13 protein-coding genes are annotated in these 13,916 nt (G+C 43.8%); 6 read left to right on the forward strand and 7 right to left on the reverse strand.

The annotated features are described in order from the left end of the window. Positions 1-11 precede the first annotated feature (11 nt). A complete protein-coding gene (locus PK654_RS20575) occupies positions 12-575 on the forward strand; it encodes a TIR domain-containing protein (protein WP_271699250.1) in 564 nt (187 codons plus the stop codon). A gap of 836 nt (positions 576-1,411) precedes the next feature. Here the strand turns inward: PK654_RS20575 and PK654_RS20580 are convergent. The 3 genes from PK654_RS20580 to PK654_RS20590 all read right to left on the reverse strand — a co-directional run bounded on the left by PK654_RS20580 (position 1,412) and on the right by PK654_RS20590 (position 4,872). After that, positions 1,412-1,933 (reverse strand): RDD family protein, encoded by a 522-nt coding sequence (locus PK654_RS20580; RefSeq protein ID WP_271699251.1) that lies wholly within the window; start codon positions 1,931-1,933, stop codon positions 1,412-1,414. A gap of 671 nt (positions 1,934-2,604) precedes the next feature. Continuing rightward, positions 2,605-3,636 (reverse strand): L-threonine 3-dehydrogenase, encoded by a 1,032-nt coding sequence (gene tdh / locus PK654_RS20585; RefSeq protein WP_271699252.1) that lies wholly within the window; start codon positions 3,634-3,636, stop codon positions 2,605-2,607. Between the two features lie 42 nt (positions 3,637-3,678). Then, the gene (locus PK654_RS20590; RefSeq protein WP_271699254.1) at positions 3,679-4,872 is read right to left on the reverse strand and encodes a glycine C-acetyltransferase; all 1,194 of its coding nucleotides are present in this window, start codon (positions 4,870-4,872) and stop codon (positions 3,679-3,681) included. 173 nt (positions 4,873-5,045) lie between these two features. Between PK654_RS20590 and PK654_RS20595 the strand changes: the two genes are divergently transcribed. Together PK654_RS20595 and gloA2 are read left to right on the forward strand one after the other, a co-directional pair. Beyond that, positions 5,046-5,963, forward strand: coding sequence for a LysR family transcriptional regulator (locus PK654_RS20595; protein WP_271699255.1), 918 nt, complete (start codon positions 5,046-5,048; stop codon positions 5,961-5,963). A 31-nt stretch (positions 5,964-5,994) separates the two neighbouring features. Then, positions 5,995-6,378: an SMU1112c/YaeR family gloxylase I-like metalloprotein gene (gene gloA2 / locus PK654_RS20600; RefSeq protein ID WP_271699257.1), complete on the forward strand. Its 384-nt coding sequence runs from the start codon at positions 5,995-5,997 to the stop codon at positions 6,376-6,378. 22 nt (positions 6,379-6,400) lie between these two features. Here the strand turns inward: gloA2 and PK654_RS20605 are convergent, their stop codons facing one another. Next, positions 6,401-7,144 carry a phosphatase gene (locus tag PK654_RS20605; protein WP_271699259.1) on the reverse strand — a complete coding sequence of 248 codons (744 nt, stop codon included), beginning with the start codon at positions 7,142-7,144 and terminating at the stop codon, positions 6,401-6,403. 329 nt (positions 7,145-7,473) lie between these two features. Between PK654_RS20605 and PK654_RS20610 the strand changes: the two genes are divergently transcribed. After that, positions 7,474-10,338, forward strand: a complete 2,865-nt coding sequence (locus tag PK654_RS20610) for an HD domain-containing phosphohydrolase (protein ID WP_271699261.1) — start codon at positions 7,474-7,476, stop codon at positions 10,336-10,338. Positions 10,339-10,397: 59 nt separating this feature from the next. After that, entirely contained in the window at positions 10,398-10,718 is a 321-nt protein-coding gene (locus PK654_RS20615; protein ID WP_271699263.1) for a heavy metal-binding domain-containing protein, read from the forward strand. 51 nt (positions 10,719-10,769) lie between these two features. On the opposite strand, the gene PK654_RS20620 is transcribed toward PK654_RS20615, so the two are convergent. The 3 genes from PK654_RS20620 to PK654_RS20630 all read right to left on the reverse strand — a co-directional run bounded on the left by PK654_RS20620 (position 10,770) and on the right by PK654_RS20630 (position 12,692). Further along, positions 10,770-11,087 carry an AzlD domain-containing protein gene (locus tag PK654_RS20620; RefSeq protein WP_271699264.1) on the reverse strand — a complete coding sequence of 106 codons (318 nt, stop codon included), beginning with the start codon at positions 11,085-11,087 and terminating at the stop codon, positions 10,770-10,772. Beyond that, positions 11,084-11,770, reverse strand: coding sequence for an AzlC family ABC transporter permease (locus tag PK654_RS20625; RefSeq protein ID WP_271699266.1), 687 nt, complete (start codon positions 11,768-11,770; stop codon positions 11,084-11,086). Before PK654_RS20625 ends, PK654_RS20620 begins: the two co-directional genes overlap by 4 nt. Positions 11,771-11,840: 70 nt before the next feature. Beyond that, complete coding sequence (locus tag PK654_RS20630; protein ID WP_271699268.1) at positions 11,841-12,692, reverse strand: tetratricopeptide repeat protein; 852 nt, start codon at positions 12,690-12,692, stop codon at positions 11,841-11,843. Positions 12,693-13,090: 398 nt separating this feature from the next. Here PK654_RS20630 and PK654_RS20635 point away from each other — a divergent pair, with 398 nt between their 5' ends. Next, positions 13,091-13,882 (forward strand): phage repressor protein CI, encoded by a 792-nt coding sequence (locus tag PK654_RS20635; protein ID WP_271699269.1) that lies wholly within the window; start codon positions 13,091-13,093, stop codon positions 13,880-13,882. Positions 13,883-13,916: the final 34 nt, after the last annotated feature.

The following is a 13,916-nucleotide window of genomic DNA, read 5'->3' on the forward strand; positions in this document are numbered from 1 at the left end:
AAGGAGCTTGCATGAGTATTTTTGATGATCCGTGGTCTGCCAACAAGCGACATAAAACATACGTTAGTTTTCATCATGACAATGACCAACATTACCGTGACAGGTTAGAGGCTATCTCTTCTGATTACTTTGAAGTAATAGCTTCACGATCTATCCCGTCAGGTGAAACTTTCTCAGGTAAATCAGAGGAAACCATCCGGCAAATTATCCGCGACGATTATCTGCGCGACTCAGAGGTAACTGTGGTGTTAATCGGCGAAGAGACCTGGCAGAGGCAGCATGTTGACTGGGAAATTGCAGCAAGTATCCGGGAAACTCAATACTCACCAAATTCAGGGTTAATCGGCATTCTACTTCCAACCTATAAAGCACCATCTGATAGCGAGTTTAATCCTAAATCACTCCCTACCCGCCTAGAAAAGAATCTTAGTAATGGATTCGCAAAACTATATAAATGGTCAGAGAATCCAGAAGAAATTCAGCAGTGGATCCATGAAGCTTTTCAGCGAAGAAATAAACTAAAACCTGATAACACTGAGCCAAACTTTGTTGATAATAGAACAACAAATAGTTGAAACAACAACCGGCTAGCTTGCTCCCGTACCTAATTTTAAAAAGGCACCCGAAGGTGCCTTGAGAGTTAGCCCAGCGGCTCAATAAGAAGCTTTACCAAATCAATCAGCTTAGCTCCTAATTGCAGCGTAAGCAGGATGATCTCTAAAACGAGAGTCAACATGTCTTACTCCTATACAGGATGCAGGGCGCGCCGGGATTGCCTTACCACTATTCGTACCCGGCTATCATGCTATAGTGTGTGTAACATGACGCCCCGCGGTGAAGGCATAGTCAAGATTCTCAGGCCTTAACTACCGAATCCAGTTTGTAATATCTAGTTACTTTTACGGCGGTACAAATATCGCTTTGTACTTGACGGCTGCCAGCTGAAACACCTATATTGAACTTGTGTGTGTAACATGACGCCAAAACAAATAAGCCCTGACTCTCAATCAGGGCTTTTTTGTGTCTGCTAGGTGCCGAAGTACCGCCCTCCAGACAGCCATTTTACTAAAATTCAATCTTCAAACTGTATTTCTAAAGAAATGTTACACATTTAATCAAGGTGGATAATTGTAGATCCCCCAGTAGAGTACTGACTTCTATTCTGGCTTCTAGATTTTGACGTAACCCACCCCGCACTAGGTTCCGCTATAGTTGATGAGAGTAAGACAAAGAAGCGTTGTAACCGACCATGATCTAAAGAAAGTGGATCGAGTGTCATGTAAAAACAAACCGTTGCCGCTGATTTATTCCCTAAGCGAGTTAAATGAATTTGTCGGGCAGGAAGCGGTAACGGCGAACTCTTAAGAGGAGATGCATAAAACGCCCCGAAGGGCGTGTTTATAAAAATCGCTTAATCGTAATTGCTCGGATCGAACTCAATCTCGGGTTTTGAAATATCAATGACTTTGGTTCCGGCAATAAGGTCATGCAGGCAACGTTTATCTTTCCGGAAAATAAAGAAAACATCCAACGACGCGACAATATTGAGAAAGGGAATAAATGACAGTATTCCTAACACGACATACCGCTTTAAATAGAGTGAAACAATGCCTAACTTCTGATTTGTTTTCACGGAAACAATTGCAATATCAAACATGTTTTTTCCAATCGTCTGACCTCTGGTATGTAATAGGTAGCCCTGAACAACCAAAAACACACAGTTAATCACAATCCAGAACGCAAACTGAAACTCTGAGTTGGATAAAGATTGCATTACTTCCGGTGGGCTTATCCAGAATAACCCACCAAAAACTATGATCATGATAATACCATCGACCACCGCCGCCCCTAAGCGGGACCATCTTGAAGCGAGTTTCGCTTCTTTCATAATGTCTGCATCAGGGCGTATCTCTGCTGCAATAATTTCACTCATATTAGAACCTTTATTTTATTATTTAGCCATATTTTACTGACTGAAAAACAATAACATAGCTAGGAACTTATGCGTTCATTTTTATATTAAATACGATAAGGCTCTCAATTATGTAATGAGATAAGTCATGCAAAACTTAATGGTCAAATCATCTGTTATTTCTCAACCTGCCATTTAATCCTTTCTTGTCCCACTCACACTCTAACAAAGCGCTTTTAAGTGCATCTTTCTGAGCAAGCTCACCATCTTTATTAACCCATGCATATATTGTTTTCTCAATAGGGCGGGAAGAACATCCAGAAAGTAATACAACCACTAAGGGGAATATTATTTTTATCATTATTTTAAACCTATCACTGACGCAGAATTGCACAAAGACCCTGCCACCTGAGCAGTTATCTAGCAATAATAATTGTCGATATATCAGAGGATTGGCACAAAATAACATAAAGAGATTTATTCACACATTGTATTTATCAGCTCAATTGGATTCCTGTGCTCTATTTCTTCTCAGCTTATCTCCCAATCCACTTCAGTGTTAAATGCCGTGTATTAGAAGTGGCGACAGATTGGCGGCATAGAATGTAATCCATCGTTTTCAACCGTCCTAAAACGAAAAAAGGGGCCCATAAAGGCCCCAAAAGGTAAAGTAGATACATCAAATTAGTGTATCAATCCCAATCTAGTATAACCTTGCCAGAAAGCCCGCTGCGCATGACATCGAAGCCTTTCTGGAAGTCGTCAATCTTGTAGTGATGAGTGATAATCGGATCCAAATCCAGTCCGGACTGTATCAAAGAGGCCATCTTGTACCATGTTTCAAACATTTCACGGCCATAAATTCCTTTAATGATTAGCCCTTTAAATATCACCTGATTCCAGTCAATACCCATATCTGATGGTGGAATACCCAGCAACGCAATACGGCCACCATGGTTCATGCCTTTTAGCATGGAGTTAAACGCTGAAGGGTTACCTGACATTTCCAGACCAACATCAAAACCTTCGGTCATTTTCAGTTCAGCCATTACCTCTTCAAGGTTCTGTTCCGCTACATTTACTGCGCGGGTAACACCCATCTTCTTAGCGAGATCTAAGCGGTACTCATTTACATCAGTAATAACCACATGGCGGGCACCAACATGCTTAGCGACGGCAGCAGCCATAATACCTATCGGGCCTGCACCAGTAATCAGTACATCTTCACCAACTAGGTCAAACGATAGTGCAGTGTGCACGGCATTGCCAAACGGGTCGAATATTGACGCCAGATCATCTGAGATCTCTTCAGGAATCTTAAATGCGTTGAATGCAGGAATCACAAGGTACTCAGAAAACGCTCCTGTGCGGTTTACACCTACACCAACAGTATTGCGGCAAAGGTGAGTACGTCCGCCACGGCAGTTACGGCAGTGGCCACAGGTAATATGACCTTCACCGGAAACACGGTCGCCAATTTCAAAGCCACGCACTTCCTGGCCGATTCCTACTACTTCGCCCACATATTCATGGCCGACAACCATAGGAACAGGAATGGTGTTCTGAGACCATTCATCCCAGTTATAAATATGAATATCCGTACCACAGATAGCCGTTTTCTTAATTTTGATCAGCAGGTCATTGTGGCCTACTTCCGGCTTCTCTACTTCTGTAAGCCAGATACCCTCTTCGGGTTTAAGTTTTGATAATGCTTTAATTTTCATAACGATGCCTCTGGCATCTAATTCTATTTTTAACAAATAACCTTAGATGATGCCCATCTCCTGACCAACTTGGATAAAGGCGTCGATGGCCTTGTCCAGATCTTCACGGCTGTGCGCCGCAGACATTTGCGTACGGATACGCGCCTGACCTTTTGGAACCACAGGGAAGGAGAAGCCGATAACGTAAACACCTTTTGCAAGTGAGCGCTCTGCAAACTCAGCCGCTACTTTGGCATCGCCCAGCATAATAGGGATGATTGCATGGTCAGCACCACCCATGGTGAAACCAGCCTCTTCCATACGTGAACGGAAGTGCGCTGCGTTTTCCCACAGTTGAGTGCGAAGCTCACCACTCTCTTTCAGCAGATCAAGTACGCGGATAGAAGCAGATACGATGGCAGGAGCAACCGAGTTAGAGAAAAGGTAAGGACGCGAGCGCTGGCGCAACCAATCAATAACTTCTTTCTTACCAGAAGTGTAGCCGCCGGAAGCGCCGCCCATAGCTTTGCCAAGTGTGCCGGTAATGATATCGATACGGTCAATAACATCATGATACTCATGGGTACCACGGCCATTTTCGCCCATAAAGCCGACTGCGTGTGAGTCATCGACCATCACCAATGCATTGTACTTATCAGCTAAATCACAGATTGCAGGAAGGTTGGCAACAACACCGTCCATTGAGAACACACCGTCGGTGACAATCAGTTTATGACGGGCACCCGCTTCATCGGCTGCTTGCAGTTGCTCTTCCAGACCTGCCATATCGTTGTTGGCATAGCGGAAGCGCATCGCTTTACACAGACGAACACCGTCAATAATAGAAGCGTGGTTAAGAGCATCAGAGATAATGGCGTCTTCTTTGCCTAGGATGGTTTCGAACAACCCAGCATTAGCATCAAAGCATGAAGTGTAAAGAATGGTGTCTTCTTTACCCATAAATTCTGAAAGTTTATTCTCTAGCTCTTTGTGAGAGTCCTGAGTGCCGCAGATAAAGCGCACTGAAGCCATACCGAAGCCATGTTCGTCCATGCCTTCTTTCGCCGCTTCGATCAACGCTGGGTGGTTAGCTAAACCAAGGTAATTGTTGGCACAGAAGTTAAGAACTTCTTCACCACTTGAAATAGAAACAGAAGCTTTTTGTGCAGAGGTAATAATTCGCTCGGACTTATACAGCCCTTCTTGCTTAACTTCTTCTATTTGTTGATTTATTTGCTTGTAGAATGCAGAGGACATTTTTGGCTTCCTTCACGTTTTTATTATTAAAAACAGATAATTAGCTAGCTAATCACTGCCTTTTTATTGGATTTACACTGTAAAGCTATTTTAATTCATCCCAGTTCCGACTATTATCCCTTCAGATGGAAAAACATTCGTGAATCACAGGCACAAATAACAACTACCACAGCATGATTTCAAACAAACTACTTTCACTACTTCCCGATCTGGCTGCTTTTATTTTAGTCGTTCAGGAAAAAAGTTTTACCGCAGCAGCAAAAAAGCTGAACGTGACTCCTTCGGCCCTGAGTAAAACCATAACCCGTCTGGAGAAGGCGTTATCCGTTAAGCTTTTTGAGCGAACCACCCGACAGCTACTGATCACAGAAGCAGGTAAGAAAATTTATGAACAGTGCCTTGTTATGGTCAGCTCTGCACAACAAGCGGTCGAACTCTCCAAGGAAGACCATGACTTGCCATCAGGCCCGATCACCGTAGCTGCCCCAGAGGCTTTTCTTAATGTGGTTTTACAGCCCTTTGTTATTCCATTCCTACAGAAATACCCGGATATTCAGCTAAAACTCAGGGCGGCCGATGGTGCTATCGATATCTTTAAACAAGGTATTGATATCGTATTTCATCTGACCGATAAACCTGACGAGAATCTGGTTCTCAAAGAGCTGGGTAAAACCAATCTGGTACTCTGTGCCAGCCCTGAATACATTGCTAAACGAGGGATGCCGCAACACCCTCAGGATCTCAATGCACACGACTGTCTCTATCTGGCAGAGACCGAAACTGACCATATCTGGCACTTTATCCGCGAGGATGAGCTACTGACCATTCCGGTAAATGGCCGCTATGCAGTAAACCATGCACAGATGCGCCTGAACGGAGTAAAAAACAGTCTGGGTATTGGTATTTTTCATGATTTTGTGGTGCAGGACGCGATTAATAGAGGCGAAGTGGTCGAAGTACTGAAAGACTGGACCATAAAAGGCAATTATCACGGTATGATTGCCCTTCAGTATGCTCAGACCAAATTTATGCCGGCGCGGATGAAAGTGTTTATTGATTATGTGATTGAGCATCTACCCATAGGCAAATAGATAGCAAATAAGATAAAAGAAGGAGATTGAAGTGCTAAAAGGTATACACCACGTGGCGATTATCTGTTCCGACTATCAAAAGTCGAAATCCTTTTACAGCGAACTACTCGGCCTTAAGATCATTGCAGAGAACTATCGCGCAGAAAGAGACTCCTACAAACTGGATCTGGAACTGAATGACGGATGTCAGATTGAGCTGTTCTCTTTTCCTTCTCCGCCTAAACGACCAACATCCCCTGAAGCGCTAGGGTTAAGGCATCTTGCTTTCCGGGTAGATTCAGTTGAAGAGATGGCAGAATACCTGACAAGAAATGGCATAGAAGTTGAACCAATCAGAGTCGATGAATTTACCGGCAGGAAATACACCTTCTTTAAAGATCCGGATAACCTGCCATTAGAGCTCTATCAGGCATAGAGCTCAATGGCGGCACAAACAATTAAAGCTCAGCAAACTCTTCAATAGGCTCTCTGCCACGTAACTCAAGAAAATCGAGAAACTGTCTGGCACTGGCAGTAATAACCTGCTGCTTTGGCATCTCTATCTGGCTGAGCATATCGCTTACTTTTTCGAACTTACCGATATCAAGGCAGAAGTGAGAGTCGGTTCCGGTGGTAATATACGCGCCCAGTTTTTTCGCTGTTTCTGCTATTTGCAAGCAACGCTCCACGCTGCCAACCCTGCTATGACCTTTTAACGAGCTGTTATTAATTTCAATTGCAACATTGTGCTCTTTTGCACATTGAATAACGCTTTCAAAGTCAAAATCAAAGTTAGGGTTACCAAGGTGCCCAAGTGCATCCACCCGGCCACTTTTTATAACATTGATAAGGGTTTCAGTATGAGCCGCTTTGTTAGCCGGGTGATACACATGCTCATGAAAACTGGCGATAACCCAGTCCAGCCGCTTCTCAATGCTGGGATGAACATCAACCTCACCTTCAATATTAAGAATGTTCGACTCTATGCCCCTGATAATCCCTACACCATCTAAAAACCTTGGCAGAATGGACTGGTTACCGAAAAACCAATAATGAGGTGCTCCCGGCATTGATGAGGCGTGATCCGTAGTACAGAGAATCTGAATGCCGGCCTCTTTCGCTGCTTTGGCGTTTTCAATTAAGGTGCTGTAAGCATGCCCGCTGGCATAGGTATGAGTATGGGTATCAACGACAAATTTCATAAAGCCTCACAAACTAACAGCTTATGTAGGGGATTTCGCAGCCATATCGTCGCTTTATAAAATCACCCACAAAAGCTGAAAAAACAAACGGGGAAGATCTATCAACTTTCTCCAGCCAGATTATGTGACTAGTTTAACAATTTTCTTTGCGACGAACAGAGGTAATTTTCCTCTAACCCCTACTACTTTCACTACTGCTACTAATAATAAAATCAATACGTTTCTCAAAAACGACCAATATCAACTAAGCTATTTAATGGTGGTTGATAAAGCGCCTACGCAGACAGCAGCCCGCAGCAATAAGCCTCAACAACAAACAAGAAGCGATTATGGCAAAACGGCGTTACGCTCTAAGTATTCACATTACCAGTATATTTGTGTTGATCTCCTTTATTTTAGGCGGAGGATTAATAGCGATTGGTTATCAACACTCGCAAGCATTGATTGAGCACAGCGCGCGTCAGATCAGCATTCAACATAGTCATAAACTTGAATCTGTCTTTCAGAACACCATCAGTCCGGTTTTAACCACCCTTGACCTGATGGCCACCAGTTCGCTCAGTAGCTACCCGCCGGAAAGTGGTAAATTGAATGTCTGGACTGACTCCATTCAGATGATTTTTGATCGCAACCCGAATCTTACCGGGCTATTTTACGGCTCCCATGACGGTTCATTTACCCAATTCCGGCCGATGAACGAGAGAATTTCACCTATCTTTCGTGCTCCGCCATCAACTAAACTGTTAATCAACTACTACAAAGCCGATAGAGACAGCACCTTTCATTATATTGGTAATGGCATTCACCTGATTGAAAAGCAGCAGAATAATGAAAGCCGCTACGACCCCAGAACCCGCCCGTGGTATCTGAACGCCTCCCCGGATGGAAAAATCGGCCTTTCAGAACCTTATCTGTTCTACTTTCTCGATGAAATCGGCGTCACACTCTCACGTATGTCTCTGGATGGAAACAACGTCGTTGCAGCGGATTTCACTCTTAACTCTCTTTCGGAACAGCTCAGGCAACTGGCCACATCAAGGGAAAGTAAACTGGCCATTTTCGACATTCATGGCCAGCTACTTGCCCAACACAATATGGAAAGAGTTGACCAGCCGGAGACTTCTCTCACCGACACCATTTTTACCCCTCACCTGCAATCCAGCCTGATACAGGGTTATTACACTGACGTTGATTTTGACGATCAGCAGTGGCTTGTCGCTATAAACCCGATCAACCTTACCGATAAGGTGCAACTACTACTCGCTGAAGCAACGCCTAAAAGGGTGTTAATGGCTGAGCTGATTACCTTAAGGAATGAGCAGATAATGGCTGCTATCCTTATGGTTGTGCTTAGCTTTTCGGTTATCTGGTATGCAGCACTTAAGATAACCAGACCACTTAATAAGCTGACGGAGCTGACCAAAAACGTACGCAGCTTTAACTTTCGGAAGATTCGTTATCCGGAAAGTGTCATCAAAGAGGTAAACAAACTTTCAGAGTCCGTTCAGTTGATGGAGCATACGCTGTTCGATCTTCTTAAGTTACTGAGAGAGACCGCAAAGCAAAATGATTTCGGAGTGTTGTCTAAGACCATATGCCAGCAAACTTATATCATCACCAAGGCCGAGACCATTGTACTACTGACCAAGGAAGAGCATGAAAAGCAGTTCTCGGTAGTCACAGATCACTGCATTATCCCTCTCAAACTGGATATTAATCAGTTACTCAATGATACCCCCTGGATTCGCTCTAAACTCACTCAGGGTGATGAGACTGTTTTGACCCGTGATGACAACAGCATTAAGCCCTATCTTGATCAGTTTTATAACTCCGAGCTTTACCTGTTTCCCATGATGAACCGGGAGAAGGATCTCATCGGCATCCTTTCTATCGGTTACGAAAGAAATGATGATCTGAATCGCAACGACAAACACGCCTATTTACGTGAATTACTCGGGTTTGCAGAGATAGCTAAAGACAATATCGCTCAGATGCAGAAGCGCAAAGCCATGTTTAATTCCTTTATAGAACTCATTGCTTCCGCTATCGATACTAAGTCGCCCTACACAGGAGGTCACTGTCAGCGGGTTCCGGTTATTTCTGAGTTACTGGTTAAAGCTGCTGACGAAGATACACTCTACTTCCCTGATTTTTCGATGGATCGCAAAAAGTGGGAAGAACTCCACTTTGCAGCATGGCTGCACGACAGTGGTAAAGTCACCACACCAGAATTTATCGTCGATAAAGCCACCAAACTGGAAACCATCTATGACCGTATTCATGAAATCCGTATGCGCTTTGAACTGCTAAAATTGGAAGCAGAGATGAATTACTACCGTGAACTTTATCAGGGAGGGAACAAGGAGTTTCTCAAATCCCGTCTGGATAATATTCATCGTCAGATAAACGACGACTTTGCCTTTATCGCCAAATGTAATCAGGGGCTGGAAGCACTGACAGAAGATGACCTTCTCCGGTTGGATGAATTATCCAACATCACATGGACAAGAACCATTGACGATACTCTTGGTGTCTCATGGGTTGAAAAAGAACGTTCAACAAGCTCACAACAACTGCCGGTCAAAGAAGCGCTATTAAGCGATAAAGAGATACATAAAATTCCATGGGAAGAAGGCTTCAACCCGAAAGAGACCTGGCAGGAACAGTTCAACCTCTCTCCGACTAACTTGCGTTATCACAAGGGAGAGCTGTACAACCTTAAAATCAGCTATGGAACCCTGAATCAAGAAGAACGCTTTATTATCAATGATCATATTATTCAGACAATTACCATGCTGGATAAGTTACCCTATCCGGAGCACCTGAAAAATGTTCCGGATATCGCCGGCAGCCATCATGAAAGAATGGATGGAAAGGGTTACCCCCGCGGACTAAAAGCCGGCCAGCTATCGATTCAGGCTCGTGCCATCGCAATTGCCGATATCTTTGAAGCCCTGACTTCCAGTGACCGTCCTTATAAAAAAACACACACTATTGATCAGGCATTCGAAATCATGACCCATCTGGCCACCAGCGGTCATATTGATCCTAAGCTCTATCTGCTGTTTCTTAACAAGACCATAGACAAGGTTTACAGTGATGATTATATGGAGAAACAACAGGATTTTAGTGAAGAAAGGAACCGCCATATCAATAAAATGCAAAGCTATGTTCAGGAAAACGGGATAAGCTGATTTTTTATAACGAATAAGCTGATAAAGTACTTTTAAATTAACAGGCTAGGAGAACAAAGATGATTATAACCACCACCCCGGGAATCGAAGGCAAAAAGGTACTGGATTATAAAGGCGTTATTGCCGGAGAAGCGATTCTTGGCGCCAATATGTTTAAAGATATGTTTGCCGGCATCAGAGACTTGGTCGGCGGGCGTTCCGGAACTTACGAAAAAGAGCTGCAAAAAGCACGGGAAATTGCCCTTGAAGAGTTAGAGCAAAAAGCACGGGAGCTAGGCGCCAATGCTGTTATCGGTGTGGATATTGATTATGAAGTGCTGGGCCAGGGCAATGGCATGCTAATGGTCAGTGCTTCCGGTACAGCAGTAGTGGTAAACTAAATTGCAATAGACCGCTACCTGCGGCCTTTTTCACGCTGATACAGCACCGACCTAGACAAAAATCACCATCTTAAATAACAAAAACACCGCCATACTGATAATGGTCGTCCATAACACATTTTTGGTTTTCCATACTAATAAGGCAGCAACCACAGCCCCTATCAGATAAGGGTTATCCGCCGACACGGCTAACTCATCATCATGAACAAACACAATAGGCGCCAAGATAGAGGTGAGTACCGCAGGGCTGGAGTAGATCAGTAATCTCTGTGCCTTGTTGTTCAATCGCACAGGCAAACGAGGCTCCAGAAACAGATATCGGCTGATAAATACCAAAGCAGCCATAGCGAAGATTGAGAGCAGAATCATACACTTTCCTTGGAGAAAGACTCGCAAAAATAGCCGCTGAACATAGCACAAATGCTGGATATCATAAGGCCGCCTTCCACTTTAAAATAAGCCAGTGTCACTGACACAACAAGCGCCGTTGCTACTGAGACTAACACGGGTAATGACGTTATAGTCGGCACTACCAGAGCAATAAATGTGGCTGCCACAGCAAACTCCAACCCATATTGCTGCAAATCTGGTATCTGACTGCCGGCGACAATCCCCACTAAGGTGGCAAGATTCCATACCAGATAAAAACTAAACCCAGCCCCAAACGCATACCAAGGTTTAAATCTCTGTTCAGATTGATTGCCAACAATGGCAAACAGCTCGTCCGTAAGCAGAAACCCGAGTGTCAGTCGCCACTTTAAGGGAAGAGAGCTGATCTTACTGCGCATTGAAACACTATAAAGAAAATGGCGGGAAGTGATAAAGAATGTTGTCAGCAGCATAGTGCTTAAGCCGACACCAGCCTTAAACATTCCAACCGCCACCAGTTGCGCTGAACCGGCGAACAAAATCACCGACAAGGCCTGACCTTCAATGGGAGTCAAACCAATATCTACCGCGAAAGAGCCGACCAGAAAGCCCCATGGAATAACCGCGACGGATAACGGGAAAATAGCAAGAGTCCCCTGCCAGAGCTCCCTTTTAACTGACATATTTACATCCTTGTAAAAAAACACCGTGAAGCCGGTTAAACAGCTTCACGGTTTATAGATAGGGCGAGTATTAACTCGTTTCGTTATTTTCGATTAATGCATCAAACTTGGCATTACCGCTCAAGATCTCAAAATCAGGTTCTTCTGCGGCAAGTTCACGAATAGAAGCGCTTAGTTCGATAGATCTGTGCAAATCATAGATTGCCTGCTCTTCAGCACCAAGCTGGGCATACGAGCAAGCCCGTTGATAGAAGGCGTGGGCATTATTTTCATCCACTTCCAACACCCGGTTACAGATGCTCATTGCCCAGTGGAACTCTCTCATCTCCATCGCGGCATCAGCTTTATATATCAACGCTTCTAAATCGCCGGGACGAATTTTAAGTATCTCATTGTACACATCCATTTTCTGTTCTGGCGTCTGTGCATTCTGGGCGCGTAGCCAGAGGTTGTGCACCTCGTTAATAATTTCGATTTCCTGATTGTTCTCAGAAATTATCCGGGTTTTGCGCTTCAAGTCGCGCTCAAGTACCAGAAACTTTTTCTCATACTCTTTAGCAATTTTATCAAGGCGGGCATCTGCCATTGCCTTGGTATTCTGTTTTATCTCCTTTAATGACTGCCAGCCAACTAAAGCAATCAGTGATGCAGCACCGGCAATAATATAGAAGAAGTAGGTAACGGTAACATTGGCGTAGTTAAGTGACTTATCCGCCACTTCAAGTTCGCGATCTGTAATCTGAACCACCATTCGTCGCTCAAGGTCCTGCTGATCTTGTCTGATCGCTTTAAGTTCATCCAGAATATAACGTTCTACCAGAGGGCGATCTAATATATCGCTTTCTGAATATTTTTCTTCCGCCAATAGTTGGGTAGAAAAGATAGCCAGAGCAGCAAAAAGTAGTAGTGATATTTTTCTCATTGTAACAACCTGAAGCACGCCAAAGAGCTCTTAGATTAGGGGCTAACTCTCTCTGATTCAAGTAATAATCCCAATTATTAATACGGGATGAACCATTTAAAAATTTGAGTGCAACACTCAATTGGTTTACATAGAAGAAAAATAAAATCGGATGTGAAAACAGAGCAAAAAAAGGGGCACTATTGCCCCAAATCCTGACCCGTGAAGGAGTGGCCTGAGAGTAGAACCGGCAAACACATGCGAGGACGGTAGGCATATCTGGTTCGCTAGTTTTCCCCGGCGGCCGATCAGGTAAATCGGTATTTATTTCAACGACACAATTGGGGAGCAGCACTATTGAAATCAATTACATAGTGATATCCTGACTAGCGACTAACTGAAAAAGAATACCGTGCCAGTTGATTTTTCAACCGCGGCTCCCCAACAACCAAGATCCTAGATCGCCAAAAATTGATTTACAAGCAACAAACAGCGATCTTGATCTAAGAAAATTCATCTTAATGCATATGACAAACAAAACTATTAAGACATTTGAATACTTACATGGGAAAGAATTCACCGAAAATTTGAAAAAGGTCACTGGTTGTAAAACATTTAAGCAACTGGCGAAACTAACGGGCACCAATAAAGCCACCTTTAGTACATGGAATTTGCACAACAGAACGTCCCATGAGCTTATGGTCAGGCTGGCACTCCGGGAAGGCGTCCCCCTTGAAGAGCTAGCGCTTCAAGAACAAGAGCTGAAACAGTATCAGCAAAACAGAGCTAAGTTGCCAACTGAAACCGACCTTGGATATCAGTATAAGATCACGCAAACTTCCGGCGCCGAAGAAATCGCCGAAAGTTCAAATTCTGATTATCTGGTCTCGCTGGATAGCTTTCAAATGCACAACGGCCAGTTACAAACCAATGGAAAAACGCCCTATTCACTCAGGTTGTTCAAAAATTTTGCCATCGAAAATGCGAAGCTGATCGAAATTGTAAGCCGAAACTGCATTTATCTCATAGATCAGAATTCGACCGATGCAGTATCAGGAAAATATCTTATTGATATAGACGGCCGACTTTCTGTTAACACCATTCAACGCCTGCCTAAAAAGCTGACTGTCGATTTCGAAGGAACGGTCGCTGAGGTCAGTGATAAAGATATAGAAGTAAAAGGTAAGGTTGTACTGACTCTAGAGGCATAAAAACATAATGAGAGCGTCTAAACGGAGGCTCTCA

It is taken from the genome of Vibrio sp. SCSIO 43137 (assembly GCF_028201475.1).
GTDB lineage: Bacteria > Pseudomonadota > Gammaproteobacteria > Enterobacterales > Vibrionaceae > Vibrio.